9 protein-coding genes are annotated in these 21,121 nt (G+C 50.7%); 4 read left to right on the top strand and 5 right to left on the bottom strand.

Annotation, left to right across the window (positions count from 1 at the left end):
- Window positions 1-940 precede the first annotated feature (940 nt).
- The 3 genes from F1593_RS10370 to F1593_RS10380 are packed head-to-tail and all read right to left on the bottom strand — an operon-like array spanning window position 941 to window position 13,234.
- Complete coding sequence (locus F1593_RS10370; protein WP_172632028.1) at window positions 941-4,987, bottom strand: Eco57I restriction-modification methylase domain-containing protein; 4,047 nt, start codon at window positions 4,985-4,987, stop codon at window positions 941-943.
- A gap of 25 nt (window positions 4,988-5,012) precedes the next feature.
- On the bottom strand, window positions 5,013-7,922 hold the full coding sequence (locus F1593_RS10375) for a DUF8741 domain-containing protein (RefSeq protein WP_149401485.1): 2,910 nt from the start codon (window positions 7,920-7,922) through the stop codon (window positions 5,013-5,015).
- Entirely contained in the window at window positions 7,919-13,234 is a 5,316-nt protein-coding gene (locus F1593_RS10380; protein WP_149401486.1) for a DEAD/DEAH box helicase family protein, read from the bottom strand. Before F1593_RS10380 ends, F1593_RS10375 begins: the two co-directional genes overlap by 4 nt.
- A gap of 208 nt (window positions 13,235-13,442) precedes the next feature.
- Between F1593_RS10380 and F1593_RS10385 the strand changes: the two genes are divergently transcribed.
- The 3 genes from F1593_RS10385 to F1593_RS10395 all read left to right on the top strand — a co-directional run bounded on the left by F1593_RS10385 (window position 13,443) and on the right by F1593_RS10395 (window position 17,035).
- Window positions 13,443-14,822: an McrB family protein gene (locus F1593_RS10385; RefSeq protein ID WP_149401487.1), complete on the top strand. Its 1,380-nt coding sequence runs from the start codon at window positions 13,443-13,445 to the stop codon at window positions 14,820-14,822.
- Complete coding sequence (locus tag F1593_RS10390) at window positions 14,797-16,524, top strand: DUF2357 domain-containing protein (protein WP_149401488.1); 1,728 nt, start codon at window positions 14,797-14,799, stop codon at window positions 16,522-16,524. The genes F1593_RS10385 and F1593_RS10390 overlap by 26 nt, the downstream gene beginning before the upstream one ends.
- 187 nt (window positions 16,525-16,711) lie before the next feature.
- Window positions 16,712-17,035, top strand: a complete 324-nt coding sequence (locus F1593_RS10395; RefSeq protein WP_149401489.1) for a CU044_2847 family protein — start codon at window positions 16,712-16,714, stop codon at window positions 17,033-17,035.
- Between the two features lie 32 nt (window positions 17,036-17,067).
- Here the strand turns inward: F1593_RS10395 and F1593_RS10400 are convergent, their stop codons facing one another.
- Window positions 17,068-17,988 carry a hypothetical protein gene (locus F1593_RS10400; protein WP_149401490.1) on the bottom strand — a complete coding sequence of 307 codons (921 nt, stop codon included), beginning with the start codon at window positions 17,986-17,988 and terminating at the stop codon, window positions 17,068-17,070.
- A gap of 20 nt (window positions 17,989-18,008) precedes the next feature.
- Entirely contained in the window at window positions 18,009-19,454 is a 1,446-nt protein-coding gene (locus F1593_RS10405) for a S1 family peptidase (protein WP_172632029.1), read from the bottom strand.
- A 196-nt stretch (window positions 19,455-19,650) separates the two neighbouring features.
- On the opposite strand from F1593_RS10405, the gene F1593_RS10410 reads away from it, so the two are divergent.
- The gene (locus F1593_RS10410) at window positions 19,651-21,060 is read left to right on the top strand and encodes an outer membrane protein assembly factor BamB family protein (RefSeq protein ID WP_149401492.1); all 1,410 of its coding nucleotides are present in this window, start codon (window positions 19,651-19,653) and stop codon (window positions 21,058-21,060) included.
- Window positions 21,061-21,121: the final 61 nt, after the last annotated feature.

A 21,121-nucleotide genomic window follows, 5' to 3' on the forward strand; every position in this document is an offset into this window, starting at 1 on the left:
CCAAAAAAATTGGCATACGTCAAGCATCATTAAAACGACTCATAAACGGTCAGATACCAGAATATAATGGCTGGACGACAACACCAAAGCAGGACATGAATACACTAGCTGCCCCACCATTACCTCCACATCCACCAGAGGAAGATCCGCATGTTTCCAGGTTGCGCAAGCACAGCCTTCTTGGAACCTCACGCCTCGATCCTGTAACAGATCCCGTCGGCTCTGTAAGGACTGAGCCGATGAATAGGCCCTGGGATGAGAACAGCGGGGAATGAGCTCTTTGGTGTGAGACACATATGAATGCCACTCAACAAATGCATTAGTGAATGTAAATCTAGAAGAGATCTCCTGGCTATTTCTGCGAAGAGGCCTCTTTTTAAGATCACGACGCTACTCATTTATACCGTAAAATAAATACAGGTGCTTATGACAAATTAGAAGAATTATGGTAACAGAGGTGGATCAGCAAAAAAAGAGCAATGCTCTTCAAGGGGCTCGATTACCAATCTTGCTGGATGGAATTACCTTCGGGGCGAGATGATTGGGAGCGGTAGGTAGGGTGTAGGTCTTCGGGGCGCGGGGCTCGTGCGATTCACGGACGCGCGGACCTACGCGACGCTTCGTGCCACACCTACGTTATTGTTCATTTGATGCTATGGCGAGCGTCTGGACGAGATGATATGTTTTCTCTCTTGCAGAGATTAGAATAGCACAACGATTTTCCTGTTGTATAGAGAGAAACGTATTTTGCGGCTGCTAACAAACAAAAAAGAGGGGATCAAGGCCGTGCCTGCTAGTGGCACAAGCTTGATACCCGGCAAAGGTTGATAACGCTCATCAGGAAGAGATCAGGCTGGCCTGTTTCAGACCATCACTCAAGATCTGGCTTGCAGGGGATAAGTGATGGCTACTGGTACACGGAAAGATTTACCTCCCCAGATCAAATGGAAGGCCAGGCTTCAATCCTGGCCCGAGGCGGATGCGCCACCGCAGGATCAGCTGGCGGCGGATCGAGCCGCGTCTGATAGGGCACTCCCGACTCAATTGCCCGCTGCATCTCATCATAGATATCCAAAATCACCCGCTTCGTACGATACTCGCCCTTGCCTTCCGCATCGATATATTGCTTCTCATCTTTGCGCTTCACAATCGGGAAGGTTTCCATAATGTAATCCACATCAGCGCGCTGGATGCCATACAGGTGGAAATAGGCAGCATCAAGTTCACAACGCAACAGGAAACGCCGCTCTTCATCCCAGCGGAACGGAGGACCATCGTAGCCACAATCCTGAGCGAAAGCCTCCAGATCCCAGGCATTATATATGAGTTCTAGAGTACGGGTAAAAACCCAATCATATAAACTAATATCTTCATCCCATTGAGGAGGTAATAAATACTTTTCAGATTCTATAGCAGGCAATTGCTTCAAAATAGAAAATGTCATATGCATACCCCCCACTTTCTGGCGAGCAACATAATCAAAAACAAAACTATTTAAATTAGCACTTAAAACATTAGCATTAATTATTGAAGAAAAGCCTAAAGCAGGACAAGTCACTGATGCTAAAGTTTTAGGGATAATGGTTGCAATACACGTTCTTTCGTTAGTGGCATTCGTTACATCACGCCATAGTAGTAGCCAGGGATGAGTATAACTCGGATATTTATCAAACAATTCGTGGGCAAAATTGGAGGATAAATAGTATCTTGCTATAATGCTTTGATTTGGATCTTCTTTCTCTGGATAAGTTAACTTTCTAGCTTGTCCAGCAATACAATCTTTTTCATTTACATCAGCAAATGTACAATATCGATGATCGAATATATTGACTAATTTCGACTCATATAAAGGATTTAACCAGTTTTCTTTCCCAACCTCCCATTTAAAATGAACCTGATCTGCATGATCACCTAAATGAACTAAACGTATATAATAGATACCCCAATTATTAATGTTGTTAACTTCATCTACAAAAGCTGGCAAATTCCTGTAAATCGATAGGTTTAACTCTGCATCACGACGTGAGCGAAAAATTGGGCATGTCTTTGTATTTGGATTAAGTAGAGCAATATCATCCGCGCTGAGTGTAAAACGCCGAGCATCATCCTTTAAATCTTCAACTGTGTGAGCAAAGAACATAAAATCAATACCAGGATTATTCCGTTGCGAAGAGCCAGTCAATGTAAGTAAACAAAATTTGACACGACTATCAACCGCAGGAAATATCTTAGATCGATTTTCAAAATCGAACAAGCTTACAAGATGATTACCCTCTATTAAATATTGAAAGAAATATTTCGTTGTATCATCTGTCGCTATGCCGGATGGTACGATACAGCCAACGCGCCCTTTAGGTGCACAGGCCCCTAGTAAATTTTCAGAGAAGACGGCATAGGTATTGATGTCGCCGCGACCACATAAGGGATAGCGGTCACTATCACGCAGAAAGTGCCCTTCACCTTCTGATTTACGCCGATCATCCAAGAAGTTAGCATACATATATGGATCTTCTTGAGCCAGTTTCTTGATGAGTTGCTGCCGCTGTGCGCCATTAGCAGCATTAGCTATACCGCGATGCCGCGATGCGAACCATTCTTTCTCTTGAAATTTGATGCGTTCCCAGGGTGGATTTCCTAATACTACGTCGAAGCCGCCGGACCAGCCGGTCTGTTCGTTTGTGGGGGTTTCGTCTTTGGCGGGGAGGTGGAAGACTTTGGGGAAGGCGAGGTGCCAGTGGAAGAAGTGATACTGGTCGGCGAGGCGCTTAATCTCGTCTTTCATCCAGCCGACGCTGCTATAGGGATTTTGCTCAAGCTGGCGAAAGATTTCCTGTGTGATGGGATAGGCGAATTCGCTGTTCTTTTTCCAGACAAAGGCGGCGCACCAGGCGTCGGCAAGCAGTTTGCTGTTTTCGTAGTTACTGGAGGTGAGCAGGCTGTTATATTGCTCCTCTTTGCGATGAATCGCTTCTACGGTAGTATCATCCATCTCTTCCATCTGCAACATGCTGACGGCCAGGTTGTCCTGGCGCACCCAGGGCACCTCACCCGCTGCATCGAAGAGTGTGAACTGTCCGGCGTTGCGAAAATCCTTGTTTTCCTTTTTGAATTTGCTCACAATTTTTTTGTCGTCGCCTTCAATAAAATCAAAGGCGCTATCGGGGATGCCGCTGCGCAGGAGGGCCGGGGTGGTGCCGAGCAGGCTGTTGCCACACTGGATATGGGCATCGAGGAAGGAGAGCGGCTTGCCGGGCTCGATAGCTTCCATCCACAGGTTGACTTTACACAGTTCGACGGCCATCGGATTGATGTCCACGCCATAGATACAGTGGCTGACCACCTGGCGCAGGGCGGCCCGACGTGCGGCAGCATCGGGCTCTTCGCTATCCGTGAGTACCGCTGCCAGACGGCGCGCAATACGATGCGCAGCCGCGATCAGGAAGTGTCCACTACCACAGGCGGGATCACAGACCTTGAGGTCCAGAATAGCTTTTTGAGCCTCGTCTTTGCTCTTACCGCGACAGGCTTCATCCAGAACGGGATCAAGGGCCGAGTCGAGCAGGCAGTCGATCAGACTGGTAGGCGTGTAGTAACTGCCAGTGGTCTTGCGCTCATTGCCACTGGCCGTCGTCAATTCAAAGCGACCAGCTTCGATATCCAGTTCAGGATGCAGTTCCAGCAAGGATTCATAGACGCTCCCCAGTTCTTCAGAGCCAAGGTTTTTGTAGTCCACATGGCGCGGCACATTATTATCCCAGGTTTGTGAGAGCGAGCGCACCGCTTTTAAGAGGTCGTGGTTAGCCAGTTGACAGCCAACCAGGTCAAGGGCTGATTTAGAGGAGAAGAGGAAACCATTGAGGGCAGGCAGTCCAAGGCCAGGACAACCCTCAAAGCCTGCTTCGCCACCGATCTGTTCCATGACCAGCCAGAGCACCTGATAGAGATCGGCATGGCGGGTGCCCACACGCTGCTCGGCAGAGCGACGCAGGCGGGCCGTCGAATAATAGCGGAGATAGCGAGCCTTCGCCTGCTCATCGGCAGCGGGCGCAAACAGAACATCGCGATCCTCAGCCACAAAGAGCACGATCATACGATAGACAAAGCGCAGCACCTGCCGATAGTAATCCTGTGGCAGCAAGACGCCATCGCGCAACTTCTGCTTCAGCACGTTATTGGCGGGATGGGCCAGATAGCCTGAGCCCAGCGTATTAATCGCCGTCGTCACCCCATCGCGCAACTTATCAAGGATACGCATCCCCTGATCCTGAGCCATGCGCGACCACTTCTCCAGCCAACAATCGCCGGGACGCTCAGCCTCGATCCGCGACTGATGGCAAAGCAACCAGAGCAGCACAAAGTCAGCATAGAGTTCGCCACGCAACATCGTATCCAGATCAAATTCGACATACGATAAGCGTGTCAGGCTGATATTCTTACGCAGGAGCCGCAGTTGCAGACCATTCGAGACCATCCCCCAGAGATGGTCCGTGGAGCGATTCAATAACTCCTGCACCAGACTAGAGGGACTGCGCTTCGCGCTCCCTGAGCCACCCGCAGCCAGCGTAGTGCCCCGACTCAACTGATCCAGATCCACCTTATAGCTCACAAGATGGATCGGCAGGTGTTGCCAGCCATGCGAGATCGGATAGCTGTTCTCGCCTACCTCCAGGGGCTTCATAGTAAATAAACGTCCATAACCCAGCTCAGAAAAAAGCGGCAACAACCAGTACTCACGCGTCTGAGTGGTCCCGCTCTGACTCTCCGACAGGTTATCAGTAGCATGCTGAAATTTCTGCCAGGAGCGCAGCACCTTCGACCACGAAGCACTGATCACTTCATTCAGCTTCTCACCCTCATGATAATAGTCCTGTGGTCGCAGCCCGCTCAGATCAGGATCAAGCTGAGCGATACGTTGCAAGACATCCATGGGCAAGAGTGCCCCTTCACTGGTCACAGTAGGAAAGGTTGACCGCTGACGATTACGCATAGACTGACCGCATCCTCTCTCAAGTTTAGCCCTGCATTGGCAGATACACATAGACACCCAGCACATCGGGTGGCAACTGCGGCTCAACCGCGACATTCCGAATACTTAAGGATGAAGCGCGGCGCACGCGCCGATGGGCGTCCTTTAAGGCTACAGCCCGTGAACAGGCCAGTTCCTGCAAATGGGGAGACAGATGCTCATGATAGCCATTGAGCACCTGCTTCAAGAAGTGTTGAATCTGGATCGCGGGCATATTGGCCCCGGACGTGGCAGAGAGCAGCTCCTCAATCGCCTGTTCATCATCCAGCCAGCGAGCAGCGGCGGGCATGCCCTCAAAGGCAAAGATTCGACAATCCTCGGCCAGCAGCGGCTGCGCCTCACTGCCAGGACGCTGCGGAGTCGTAATATGGAAGCGCATACGCACCAGCAACAACGTCGTACGCGTCTTCACCTGACTGGTCTTAATCACCCCACAGCGGCGCGCCAGAGCAGGATTCTTCTCATCCACCACACTATCCAGCGAGGTATCCATCACATATCCCGCCAGCCCCTCAACCAGAGGATGCGTTCGATTGATATACAGCGTTTCAGGCAGTCCAGGGCGACTAAAACTCAGCAGCAGATGCTTATCTTCACCCTTGAGCGCATAGTGTTGCGCCCCAATCGCATCCATCACCGGCAACGGCACATCCTTCAGACGATAATTCACAATCTCGCCACTGGCCGAGGTACTGACAAAGGCACGATACGCCTGCAACACCTCGCTGGTAAACTGCGAGACATCGGTTGCGATACCAATCGCCGAGCGCACCGCCTCCAATTCCCGCCGCACCTCATCTATCTTCAGACTATGGTGGGCAAAGAGCGAGCGCGACACCTGCTCACGCTCCGCCTCTACATCCCAACGCTTAAACAGCTCCTCGCGCTGCGTATGGATCGGATTAGCAAAGCCCGGCAACTGCTGCTGCTCCGACAGATCCTCGTCATGGGTCAACACGCTCTCAAAGAGCGCCTCTACCACCTGCTCAGTATTCAGCGGCACCGGCACCGAGATACCCAGCGTACTACGGATCTTACGATGCTTATTGATCAACACATCGAGCACGATACTATCCACAATATTATTCTTGCCATAGTAGGTCAGCACGCGCACCTGTGGATGCGCCTGCCCAAAGCGATCCACGCGCCCCTCACGCTGCTCATGACGCGTCGGATTCCAGGACAGATCATAGTGAAAGACAGCATTGAAAGATTCCTGGAGATTGATCCCTTCACTCAGGCAGTCAGTACACACCAGGACACGCTGGGGAGATTGCGCTAACTGCTCGACGCGCTGCTCTCGCTCGGTTGGAGGCAGAACACCAGTCACCGCCGCAATCTCCACCGTTTTCGGCAGATATTTGCGTAGTTCCTGCGCCACATACTCAGCCGTCGGAATAAAGCGGCAGAAGACAATCGGCTGATAACCATCCCTGACCATCTGCCCGATCAGCGCTATCGCCTGCTGCAACTTGGCATCCTTCGCGCCATGGAGCGACTCAGCCTCACGGGCCATCGCCAGCAAGCGCTGACGCGTCTTCATCTTCTTCTCACCCCCGGCAGTAGCATCATCATCATCAAAATCACTACCCGGCGTAATATCAATGCCCTCCGTCGTATCGCTATCCGTCAGATCCAGCACGGTACGCTGACCGATGGCATCGGCCTCCGACTCGCTCTCAGCCCCCGCAACCTGAGCACGATTGCGCAGAGTCGTAGCCGCCGCAGCCGGACTTGAAGCCATCGAGCGCAAGAGCGCAAGCACTGACCACCAGCGCACCCGCTGATGCCTACGCCCTCCACTGGTATCCCGCACCGTCTCACGCGCATAGCTCATAATCTTATCAACCAGGCGGCGATATTCCGGCGTCAAAATATAATGCTGCTCCTGATCATCCCGGCCAGGAAACGGCGTCTCTAGCTGCGTCTCCTGCTTCAGAAAGGCCTGGATATCCGCCCGACGGCGCTGCACAAAATGTTCAGCCAGTTGCTGGCGATACCGCTCATTCTGCCGCCCGCTCAGGTCGTCCGGCAACGCCTTAAAATCCTCAGCCAACAAGGTCAATAAAGAACGAAAGGCCTGCTCATCGCCACTATGCGGGGTCGCCGTCACCAGGATTATATGGCGCTCCTGACGCGCAGCCAGGCTGGTCAGCAGTTGATAGCGCTGGTGACGCCCGCCACGAGCCTCATTGGAAAAGGCGCAGGTATGGGCCTCATCCACAATCACCAGATCGGGACAGGCATCCACAAACTCAGTGCGCCGCTTATCAGCCTTAATAAAATCAATCGAAATAATCACAAAAGGATAATGCTGGAACAGCGATTCATCCCGACGGCAGTGGCGTTCCAACTGAGCCGCCGTACTGGACAACACCAGGACCGCATCGATATGAAATTTCTCCTGTAACTCTGCCTGCCACTGCTCCGCCAGATGTGGTGGACACAAGACCGCCAGGCGATCCACCTCACGCCGATCCAGCAATTCGCGCGCAATCAGGCCAGCCTCAACCGTCTTGCCGATCCCAACATCATCGGCGATCAACAGGCGCACCGGGTCCAGGCGCAACGCCATCAGCAACGGGACCAACTGATAGGGACGTGGCTCCACAGCGATATGCGCGAACGAGCGAAAAGGTCCGGCGCTTGAGCGAAAGCCCAGACGCACCGCATCGCGTAGCAAGCGGCAGGAACGATAATCCCCCCACTGCGTCGGATCGGGCAACTCAAACTGAGCAGACGTCACAGACTGCCCCTCCAGCGGCAAAAAGATCCCGGAAACCTCCTCATCCGTCCCACCCAGAGGCCGCACAATCAACATCTCCTCATCCGACTCTGGCAAGACCACCCACTCACGTCCCCGTGCCCTGACCAGCGAACCAACCGCGTATATCATGCATCCCTCCTGAATAGCTCCGCGTACTCCGCGAACACAGCATCCCATTGCTCACGCGCGCCAAAGCGCACCACCATATAACCGGCGTTCTCCAGTTCTTCAATCAGAGCGCCATCGCGCTCCCCACGCTGCGGCTCATCCCCATCCACATAGACCGCCAGGGCACGACCATCCTGCGTATACAGAAAATCGGGGCACGTCGATGTAGTGGGAACAACGCCATGATGCTGATCAGGCGAGACAAACTGACGAGCATGCGCCTGTGTCAGCCACTCCTGCTCAAGCGCAGAAAGCCCGGAATCAACCGTTATCAGCTCAGTCGCATCAATCACAGGCGTGCTGCCGATCAGGCGTTGCAGATACGGCTTGATGGATTGGCGATCCAGGAAACGATGATCCTTCTGGTTAGCATAGGTCATCAGGCAGTGGTAGCAGGCAGCGACACACTCTTCCAGCGCCCGCTCAGCCTTCCCGAAGTCCTCACCCGTCTGAGGATCAAAATGACACAGTTCCAGCGCCACCGCAGCCACCTCGGCGACAGCTAACGGAGCATCGATCAACTGGCGCAAGACGCCCGCGCCACCCTCCGAAGCCTCATACAGCAAAATCATGCTCCGCTTTCGCGCATCCGGCATTGGCTCGGCAGCCAGCTCATTATCTTCAAGCTGAAAGCGCACCTGAATAGCATTCTTCAAGGCAGCCTGCAACGAGATCATGCGGGTAGCATCCAGCGAGACCAGCGGCTCAAACAACAGACAATTACGGGTATCTTCGACATAAGGGATCACGCGCAGCCGACTGCCCGACATCGCATCGCCAGGATCATCCGCCGACTCATCCTCCTTGCCCCAATAACCGCGCTCCGTATCCAATACAAAGCCATGAACATCTTTATCTTTGCGACGCACCGGACCAAGGTTGATGCGCCACAGAGAGGCAGCCTGTCCATAGGTTAATCTGGCGATGCGCTCGCCATGTGCATCCTCGACATAGGCCACAAAAAACGAAGGCTTGCCATCACGGCGATTAGGGAAACGCACGCCTGTCCGAATATCATAACCCTGCCGCTGACGCTCCTCTTCATCCGAATTAATCTTGTCCCGCCGCCGGGTCGAAACATTCTGCAAGCGATAGAGGGTCGTCAATGTTGAAAGCTTGTCATGTTTACAGCGCACACAGACATCCACCGAGTGGGTCATATCCAGTGGATGCAGATAGCCACAACGATCACACTGCTTGATCGAGCTGGTCAGCACCCCCGAACGATCCTCACGCACCGAGAGGATAGAACGATTGATAATGTAGCGAGACCCTTCGTGGTAGACAATCGCACGGGGTGCAAACTCCGAGATCGCCAGAAAGCGGGGGCGGGAAAGATACTCATCCCGTTGTCTGGCGCGCCGCGCCGGAATATAAGCCGAGAGAGGCAAGCGAGGGAAATTATAACCGGGCAAAAAGCCCTCGCTGGCAAAGTAGCGATAGCTATAGAATTCCGAGAACTCGATACGCTCGGAAGAACTACTGGCCGTCAGGAGCTCCAACTGAGCCTCAGCCTCTGAGCGGAGGCGCCTGGCTTTTTGCTTATCCTCCTCGCTACGTGAAGCATCGCGGATAATACTATTTTGCGTATCGCGTTGCGCCTGGGCCGCTCGATACAGCCCGCGCCAACGGTCGGCGGCAGCATCAAAACTCTGCTCAATCGTATCCAGTTGCACCCGCACCCAATCAGAGGTAAACCAGGGAGCAGTATCTTCAGTCAAATCGTTCTCCAGGGTTTGCAGTACCCGGCGCGCATGCAAATTAGCCCGCTGGCGGGCCGAAGGATCACGCAGGGCATGCAGAATGGGTGGCTGCAACTGCAAACCTGGCTCATCCCCCTCTACATCCAGCAAATCCTTCAGCGACTCACCCAGCGAAAGATGCGTTTCCGCCAGCCAGATTGCATACACATGGGCACGCAACAGATCCTCATTCGTTAAATCCAGTCGTGGCGGACTGACCGCGCCACTGACCATAGTGCCGGGATGTTGGAAGAAATATTGGTCATGGGAACTGCCGGTAGAACAATAGGAGAAGACCAGCGCGGGCTGTCCACTGCGTCCGGCGCGCCCACTGCGTTGCGCGTAATTGGCTGGTGTTGGCGGCACATTACGCATATTCACCACATTTAGCTCGGCGATATCCACGCCCAGTTCCATAGTTGGTGAACAATAAAGGATCGGCAGCTCATTGGCGCGGAACGCATTCTCGCGCTCCTCACGCCTCTGCGCCGGAACCTGCGCCGTATGCTCGGCCGCATGCAAGTCTTCCATATGCTGGAGATCAGCCGCATTATCCTGATAAAATTGCAAGAAAAATTGATTGACACGTTTCTCCGGCACATCTGGGAGATTGGGTGTACGCAAAGGATCATGATACGGCTCAGTCCCATCACCGGCATACCAGATAATCGAGGACGCCGCGAGCTGATACCCACCAACCGGAATCTCGTCTGTCGCGGACTCCCCATTTTTGCCCTTCCTTTTTGGACGGGGAGGTCGCACCTCTTCAACCAGATCTGCCGTCGACAAGGCTGCGAGCAGATCTCTGATCACATTCTGCGTCTCATCCGCCTTGAGGGAAAAACCAAAGCCACGCAGAATAGCGCGTACATAGCGACCATAGCTACTCAAGCCAGACAGATAACGCTCGCTGCGATCATCCTCTTTGCCACGTGAGCGGGGATACAAACGGGTCGCATAGAGCAACTCCTCATTCTCATCCAGCCCCCACGGAGCAATCAGGTGCTGGCTACTCTGCTGCTTAAACTCGGACTGCCTGGTATCGTCCAGATAATCCACCCGAATCGCCAGTTCGCGCCGCATATGATCCAGCAATGTACGACAAAGCTTATAACGTGCGTCCGCAGGAATGGAGCGTAGTGCCTCATGATACAGCACTTTCACTTTCTGATCCCCTACTTGATGAGGCTCCCGCCAGAATTCCTGATCCGCGCAGATCTCATGCAGATCCTGATATTCAATGCGCAGCAAGCCACATTGTTCCAGGTTAGGAGAAGTAATACGCCAGCCGCGCCGCAAATCCAGATAGAGCCGATAGCCCAGGATATTGCGCAACGCCTGCTCGGTCTTGATCTTCGCGCTATATTTAGCCTCAGGACTGGCGGCATATTTATCAGGGCGCAACTGCAACACATCAAAGACCTGCTGCGTCAGAGTATCATGCTGGATACCAGCGTCTCCGGCCTTTTTCACGGCACAATAGAGTGCTGAACGCAACTGACCAATCTCGACAAAATCATTGAAGTGACCGGCCTGTAAAGAGGCATCCTGGCGATTATCGGTAAAGCTCAACATCTTGGCGGCCATCTGTAAAGCATCGCCGTGCTCCTGCGCCTCACGCAAATGCCGAATCGCCGACAAACTCAGAATCGTGGTGGCAGTACTGCGCCCCTCCGAGCTCAACTCAGTCAGCTTCTCAAAGTCATTATCGACATAAGAGTTATAGGAAACACCACAATGTAGACAGAAACGGAACGGAGCTGGCACAAAATGGCAGAGCATGCCCTCATCAGCATCCATTTCCAGCACCTGCCCCGCAGGACTGACATAATAGGGCTGTGGCACATTCTTGCGCATTGAAGAAGAGATCAAACGCTCTTTGTTATTGTGGACCTCTTTCCATTCGCCAGGCACACGGGCCAGAATACCATCCGGATCAGCAGGCCATTGCTCCTGATCATTCTGCGAAAAATACAGGAAACCAGGAACGCCAACCAGCGATCTTTTATCAGTGACGATCCCCTCGCCGGTATAGCGCAACTGATCCTGCACATCGCGCTCCACAAACGAATGCTCATCCTGCCAGCGCACCGAGTAATATTCCTGACCACAGGCGCGGCAGAACACCAACGGGAAAAGGACCCGCTCACGTCCACCGGGCGCGAACTGTTGCCGCTGCAACGTAATATGGCGCTCAGGATCAAGCTCCAGCGTGCTATAGACCGTATCCCCTTTACTGATAAACTGATGCAGGCGAAAAGCGAAGGGGGCTCGACCGGTCAAAGGACTGCTGATCCTCTCATTGCCGGACAACAATCCCTGGGTGATGGCAGCGATACATTGCTGCTCAGACGCGCCCGTGGCCCGTTGCAGCAGGGCAGCCGCACACTCAGACTCGCCGGTTCCAGTAATACGCAGCGGCTTTTTGCGACCCAGGCGGCCATCCGCTTGCCGCTGCACTCCAAAGGTGCTCTCAATCCAGATCGAGAGCGGATCATGCTGGAACTCGCTATAGTGCTGCGGCTGCGATTGTTGATAGTGCGCCACCCGTTGCGTGAGCACGCCGCGGAATTCGGGAGAAGCCTCATCGACCTCATCGGTAACGCGCACCAGGGTCTCCCCAATCACATGCGCGGGCTGAACCTCACACCCAAAGATACGCGAAGCCATCACCGAAACGTCCTGCCGCTGCTGCGCATAAGTGCCTGCGCTCGCCAGAGTAGCCGAAGTACCGATACACTGCAACGCAGCCCCCTTCGCAGTCAGCCGCTCCCGTACCCGGCGCACCAACAGTGCCACATCGGCCCCCTGACGACCACGATACGTATGGAGTTCATCCAGCACCAGGAAGCGCAACTGTGCATTCTGCATCAAGCGCCGCTCGCGTAAACGCGTCAACACCAGTTCCAGCATCACATAATTCGTCAACAAAATATCAGGGGGATGAGCAATAATCTCCTCGCGCTCGCTCTGTCGCTCCTGACCCGTATAGCGACGGAACGTCACCTCGCGGGCAGAAGCAGGGAAATTGAATTGGATATACTTATTGAGCTCACCAAGCTGACTATTCGCCAGCGCATTCATCGGATAGACCACAATGGCCTTAATGCCTGGCTGCTCAGGATGACGCAGCACATAATCCACAATCGGAATAATATAAGAAAGGCTTTTCCCCGAACCTGTGCCGGTCGTCAACACATAACTCTGCCCCTCGCGGGCCACCCGAATCGCCTCATCCTGATGCGTATGCAAGCGCAAAGGCTCACCCAGAGGATGCTCCTCATCCTTGCCGCGACGAAAGATACGAGCACAGGCCGGATGCAAAATCCCTTCCGTCACCAGTTCATCAATGGTATGGCCTGGTTCAAAGACAGGATTCAACTGAATCAATGGATCAGGCCAGAGCATACTTTTATGAAACAATTCATTTTGTACATATTCACGAATGCGAGGAGTTCTAATCTGAATAAAGCTTTTAATATAGGAAGAGTAATCATCAATCAACTGACGACGTAGATCAAAAATATTCATCGCAAACCCTCGTTGAGGAAACACAACTCTGCTTGTGCATTATAGCCAGCACATTCCTTATTGTCAATAAATACCAAATGAATCAGAAGACACTTTTTACTTGACTTTTCCCTGTAATTACAGTAAAGTGAGAAAACCATAGTGAAACCTATCGCGGCGCTCATTTTGCTTATACTTCCATATATTCAAATTTACAGAAAGCTGAGATATGAGTAAATCCTACCTCCTGTATCTCTCTTCATCCTCCAGCTCCAGGCCCATCTCGGCACAGCAGTCACGCCTGCTGCTGAATCAGCATGCCACGCACATGCAGGTTGGAGATCGTATCCTACTGGTTCAAGATCAGAAAGAAAAAAACATATTGCCGGTCGTTTATATTGTTGAAGCGCTCAACCGTGGTACAGGTGCGCTCACACTGAAGCGGGACAAGATTTACAATCAAACGGTAAAGCTAGCAGATATCGCGACAATCCCTTCGCTTCAACGCAATAGCATCCAGAACAGCACACAGCAATTAAGCGACAACGACCTCACGTTTGTGATAGAGACAATGATGGGTGGAAGCAGGATGGAAGAAAGATCACTCCTCGATACAATTGCAGCGTATATTACAGATCGAGGCTACTATTTTGAACGGGAAACGCTCGACAATTATCATATCTGCCTGAAAACCAGGCCCTTTGCCATTCTAGCGGGACTCTCAGGCACCGGGAAATCCAAGCTCTCGCAGCTCTACGCCGAGGCGCTAGGCCATAAAAAACACTATCTCCGCCTGCCCGTCAGTCCCAACTGGTATAGCGACCAGGCCCTGCTCGGCTATTTTGATACGATCAGCGGCCAATATATCACCGAGCAGGCTGCGGACTTTATTCTCAAAGCCAACCAGGACACAGACAACCTGTATTTCATCTGCCTGGACGAAATGAACCTGGCCCACGTCGAACACTACTTCGCGCAATTCTTGAGCGCCATGGAAGAAGAAGATCCTGAAGAGCGTACCGTACGCCTGATGGCAGACAACGTATACCAGCGGCTGGAAGAAAAGGCAAGCTTGCAACCGAAGCTCCAACTGCCTACCAACCTCTTTTTTACCGGCACCATCAATGTCGACGAAACCACAAAGTCTATCAGCGACAAAGTCATCGACCGAGCCAACACCCTGGAGTTCTTCAGTGTTGACCTGGAAAAAGCGCCATTGCCAGCGGAGATTCCGCCCTCACCACTCAACATCTCAGCCTATACCTGGCAAAGCTATGTCAGCACCAGGAGAGATACCACCTTTCGGCCACAGCTCAGCGAGATCAGTAAAATCCTCAACCGCGCTGACATGGGCCTGGGCTTCCGTATCCTCCACGACATCGAACGCTACCTGGCAAATAGTCAAGAACTCCTGGAACCAGGCGTCGCCTTTGATCTCCAGGTCAAGCAGCGCATCCTTCCCCGTGTCCGGGGCACCGAAACCATCAAAAAAAACATCGACGAACTGCACGCCTTTGCCCGCAACAACGGCCTGAGCCGTACCGAAAACCGTCTAGATGCAATGAAATACAGGTTACAACGCGATGGCTACACCAGTTTCTGGCGCTAACAGCTGGCTCTCAATCCAGGGACGTTTACTATTTTTCCGTCCCGAAGAAGAAAATCAGCAGCTCGAACTTCAAGAATACGGCGACTACACCATCAAGGTCACTCCGTATGCTCCTGAGGATGTATCACTCTACCTGGATGATGAAAAAGTGGAGAGTGAACATTATGGTCTGTGGAAATTTCATCCCTCTCATTATGCAGGACTCTATAAAGTGATCGCCAGGGCCCCTGGTCAGCCAGATCAAGCAACCTGGCTACGAGTTTTTCCCCACAAATTCACTCAAAGGGCCTACGAACATATGAAGGATGAGCTCAGTAGGACCGCCATCGACCTGCTCTTTCATCTCAATTCGCCGGCCCTGGAACGCGCCAGCTATACATCCCATAGCAGGGAAACCTCAGCCCTGCATGACTATCAGCAGATACGTAGAATTATCGGAGAGATGCGCGATATCATATTGCGCATACGCCTGGCACCACAGACCATCCTGCATACCGAACTCGTCCAGCAAAAGCTGCAGCAAATCAGGCACTTCTCACCGGACATGCAACCTGTACCAGGAGCAAGGATAGCTGTACCCGCACGAAACGGTCAGGCAGTGCAGCGGGAGCGAGTCATTCCCCAGGAGTGGATGACGCGGCGCACCATCCTGAGCTACGATAGCTACGAGAACCGGTTGCTCAAACACTTTATCAAACAACAACTGCTTCCCAGGCTGGGAAGCATACAAGAGCGAGCAGAGCAAGAGAAGATAAAAGTAAACGACAACTATCACCGTTACCATAATAAGGAAGATTTGCAACTTGTGGGCAAGCTCGAACAGGCGATCAAGCAATGCGAAGAGATGAAGCAGCGTTGCCTGTATTGGACCAATGAGCCCTTTTTGCAAGCAGCCCAACCGCTCGGTATACCCGGACATGTCACCCAGATCCTACAAAAAGATCCCACCTACAGCCGCTTTTATCGCCTCTATTTACAATTTCAGCAACGTCTCCAGACCACCATTGAGACTGACAAATATATTACCGCCATCTCCCTCAGAAGGGTGAGCGCCCTCTATGAAATGTGGAGCATATTTGGTGTCACGCGTCTGATCACCGACATCCTGGAAAAAGAAGGCTACCAGATGACCGCTAATAACACATTTGAAATCGCCGAAAACCTCTTCCACTTCAGCGTCAAAACCAACACCGCCAGTATCATCCTGAAGAAAGGCGACACCCGCGTCGTAATCAAATATGAACCCTATTATCACAATATAAACGAGCGTGGACTCGCGTTCCCAGCCATCGTCTCCACGACTATCAAGGGAGGTCAACTCACACCCGACATGGCGGTCGAAGTATATAGAGGAGCAGAAGCACAAACCGCCTTAATCTTCGACGCCAAATATCGCTGGAAACGCCATGGCACGAACACCTTCGTCCCCAATCCAGATGACATGGATACGATGCATAATTACTTCAATAGCATCCGGTATCAACGATCCGCGCCCACACCCACCACTCACCGATCAAGAGGAGCCTTACCACCATCGTTTGTCAGTAGCGCCTACAGCATCTATCCAGGCAGCAAGATACACATCCAGGACAATGATCGCATCGGGGCGCTCCCATTTTTTCCCAACATCTCAGAAGGCAAGCTCCACGACATCCAGGAAAAGCTCAAAGACCTTCTCTACTACGCCTACGTGATCGACTAGCTTGCCTGGTTATATCGCTGCACTAGCGCGAAAGCCGGGCAATGGTCTGCTGGAGCACACGCAGGCCAAAACCAACTTTCTGTGTGTCTCATTTCAACGCACCTGTTATGGTTTTTATAAATGTTATATAATCCAAACAAGTAAATATTCATATATAACGATACTAAATATTTGCAGGAGAACAGGAATGAAGCATCTGGTAGAATTTCCGCTAGATACAGGCGAACATATTGTCATCGAGGTAAACGAGCCTGACACAGGTGGGACTGTGCGTGCTGGTAGAGGAGAGAGAATAGAGAAGGCAAAAGAAACATTTGAGGCAGCTCTTGATCGTGTATTGCCGGCCACCCGTCGCATTGTCGAGAAGTTACGTTCCACAACAGACAAACCTGATGAAATTGAAATCTCTTTTGGCGTCAATCTCGGCTCTGAGGCTGGCGCATTTATCGCCTCTGCCAGCGTCGAAGCAAACTTTTCCGTTACTGTGCGCTGGCAGAAAAGCGATAAATAAGAGCAACTGTGTCTGGTGTTAAGGTTATGCAACTAGAGACACCAGCTATTCGGTGCATTAAGGGGGATCAGATAAAAGAGATTGTTGCGGAGCTGGTAACAACTCATTTGCTCTGGTTTGGCAAAGGCTATTGCGGTCTTTTGTAAGATCGGATAGTCTTTGTTTCCATCAGGCAACTGAATAGATGCAGTGGCGGTTATATTATAGATGAAGTTTTGTTGTGAACTTATATGAATGGTGGCAACAAGCGTATCTTGAGGATTAAGATAGGTATCAGTACATAGTGGCTGATTATCGGTATTCATTGTGGTACCAACAAAGGTTGTCGCAGTATTCTTCAAGAGAATAGTATCTTCACATGTATATATTCTCGATGGCGTATCTCCCCCTCCAGCGCCACATTGTGTACAGGTCGGTGGTGTACAGGTCGTCGGATTTAAGGCTCCCAGCGAGCAATAATCCAGCAGGTGATACACAGCATCGTTTTTCACGGGCGTTTGTATTTCCCTGACAGTAATATTATGGAACAAAAAGGGCTGATTGCTACTATTTACTAATGTTAACGTCATCGAACAACCATTTTGTGCAGTTCCCCCCGTTGTGGTGCCATACATCCACTCCAGTGCCGCAGGCATTGTTTCGGGATGCGCGATGCCATTCTGGCTGATATTCCCTACAGCGGCTTTCTGAACATAGGCTTTGATTTGTTGTATTTCACCGCTATCATATTGTGTCTGATCCGTCTTTAACACCAGATTATTCGATGGTTGCTTGATAGCGGTTCTATCCGGGCAGTAGATACTTTGTGCGTTCACGGTAATAGTAGATGCAGTATTCTTCATGGGTGTCGCTGTATTTGGTCCGTTCGAGCCACAGCCTGTAAGAAGGAATAAGATAGAACAACAGAAAAGAAAAAAGATATTGTGCTTACCGTATCTATATGATGCCGTCATGAGTAACTCCTTCATACTTCTCATGATTTGTTAGCTACAAATTTTCCACCTGCCCCTATGGGCTGATAGAAATGCCAATTGTGTTCATCGCTAACGAAGAACACATGGAATATCTGTGAGGATGATGCCGTATATGTGTGATTGAGTGTCTGGTACGTAATCGTTATTGAGAAATCCAATGCGGCAGGCCATGTGGAACTGAGACCAATATCCAACGATTGATGTTGACCAGGATAGATGATCGGTTGCTGATTGCTGTTTGCCGGATAAGCTTCTATAAGTAGCCCTGCGGTATCAGAACTATGATACTCCGCCGTATAAAGGTCGGAAGAATATGGCTGTGGTGCTGGTTGATGCCAGACGTTGAGGCGTGCAGGGAGAGTAGATACAGTAACAATATGGCATGAGACAGCGTTGATGGTCAAAATATCATGATTCTGGCTCTGGTTACTTGCATCCACAATAACGTGGTACATAGGAATAGTTGAGGGTGGATTGTGGGCATTAAAAATATGCACAATGCCAATTTGTGACGCTGTCTGCAAATTCTGTGTTGTTGCATTTTCGGGAACTTTCGCTGGTATTTGTATATCTGGACTGATCGTATCGCGCCAGGAGATTGCGAGTGCCGGTGTGGGGCTCGTTGCTCCGGTTGTTGTTTTCGTGAAGAATAATGTACTGTAGTTGAGCATAAAAAAGAGCAGCATACAGAGCAGCAGGAGACTAAGTCCATATATGGTAATATGTTTGGCGGTGAAGTATTTTTTTTCGATACGCAGTTGAAAAATGGTACTGGGAACTATTTTTTTGTGCCTTACTGGCTGCTCAATGCTCAGAAATTTTCGACCGAGTCGTGCGCTAATATCTTGTATCAGTAGAGTAGGGAGCATAAAAGCAGTTTTTGTCGCACTTTGTCTATCGGCCTCAACAATCACACCCACCACGGCATTTGCCTGTTCGTCCCATACCGGAGTGCCGCTGAAGCCTTGCTCGATGCGATGTCCCGTGACATGTGTGCTTTCTAGTTGCACAAAGCCCCTATTATCGCGTCCTAGGATTCTCCCACTGGTCCAGACCCCATTATCGTAACGATCAGGAAAACCAAAAGCGCGAAACGTATGGTTCCACATATCCTCATAGGGAACTACGACCATACAGGTTGCATTGGCGACGTCCGGGTACGCTTTCTCTAAACGCAACACAGCAAGATCTTTATCTCCCTGTGGATACCATTCTCTTACCGTGGCGTAGCGTTGCTCTAGCGGAGCGGATTTGAAGCCAACAATCAACGTGTGTTGTGGAAGAGCCTGTCTATGATCGTTATCCTCATGCAGCTCAAGTGCTTGTGCTATGACATGCGCACAGGTGAGAATCTCCATGTTTGAAATGAGAAAGCCTGCACCAATCACATACTTTCCGGTTGCGTCCATAATATAGACAATTGAAGTATCAAAGGAAGATGGCATGATTCGCAAATTCACCTGCACCATTTTACTACTAGCACGTCCTATACAAAACAATACCATATCTACCTTTTATTGACAACAAAGTATGAGCTAGTATAGTATAAAATAACAAGTAAATATTCGTAGTAGTAATTTCTATGGCATTATTCATTGCTAGCTGCTATGAAAAAACTATAAGATATGCGATGCCTTTTGTATGGAGTACAGAATGGGAAGAGCGCCATTAGCAGCAATAGTAAAAAAGCGTTTTATCCTGGTTGGCATGTCCTTTTGTTTGATAACGACTCTCTTTCTGGTATGTACCAGTGCCAGTGCCATAGGGGTAAACTTACTCTCCGGCTTTACTCCAGCCGCAGCTCCTCATTTCTATTTGCATGGTGTCGATGATGCGGTATATACAGTCAATGCGGCTACCGGCGCGGTAGAAGGTCACTATAATTTCAATTATCGAGATCCTACGCTGGGCACTCTCTCTCCCAATCCAGGATATGTAAAGCAGGATCCGGTATTGGTTGATCATGAAGTGGTCTATTACGATGGATACCGAGGTATCTATGCGGCTCATTTACGCGATGGCACACCACTCTGGAAACATAATTTGTCCGCGGTTTCCTTTGGAGACAATCGTCCTTTACAGGTTAGCGGAAATGTGCTTTATGTGTTTACAGCAAGTAGTGACATGCTTTCTGCCTTACACACTAGTGATGGAGCGCTGCTATGGCACCATACTGCTGCTGAAGGGATTCAAGGGGCTCCTGCTGATTTTCACACCCGTATATTCAATATTGCTATCGTAAATAATGTGCTTTATTATACCCTATCATATACCCTAAAAGCTGATACCATTAGCATATTTTTTGCGCTCAATGCACGAAGTGGAGCACTCCTTTGGAACAAAACAATCAGTGGATCGCTGGTTATAACAAGTGATAAAGGAGCTATCTACATTGCGGGGGATGCGACATTGTATGCATATCGATTGCAAGATGGTCACCTTCTCTGGCAGCGCAAAGGGCTAGCTCAGATTGTGTCTGTAACTACCGTCTCCGGGCTTATTCTTGTCTGTGATACAGAGGATGTCTTTGCCTTACATGAAAACGATCATAGCTTCGCATGGATTGTGCCTAGAAAAAATGCCATTCCTGGTGAAAATGTCTTTTCTATTTTCCATGGTATAGCCTATATAGATTCATCCGCGATCGATATCTCTTCAGGAAGACAATTATGGCAATTTCCTGCTGCAAATCTGGTTGTCGATGACATTGATCAGTTTGATGGGAGCAGCCATCTGTTCAACACCAAACAGAATTTCATCTATATCACACGTGCAATTTCTCTGCCTGAAAGCAACAGTAGCGGCCTCTCGCTGGAAGCGGTAGATTATTCTACAGGAGGAACAGCGTGGTGGCAGGATATTTCCAGTACGAGTGTTACAGATGAAGTGTTTATAAATGGAACACTTCTGATGCACTATCAAAATAAAATTTATGCCTATATGGCAAATACAGGACAATTCCTTTGGGAAAAGCAGTACAAGACTATTGGCAGTCTAGCAGCGTCAAATAGCTATTTCTACTTGTTCGGCAATGATAATACATACGCATGAAGGATACGAGAATAATAGAACTACGCGTAGCTCTATTATTCTCATCTATTCCTGTGGAGTG

It is taken from the genome of Dictyobacter arantiisoli (assembly GCF_008326305.1).
Lineage (GTDB): Bacteria > Chloroflexota > Ktedonobacteria > Ktedonobacterales > Ktedonobacteraceae > Dictyobacter > Dictyobacter arantiisoli.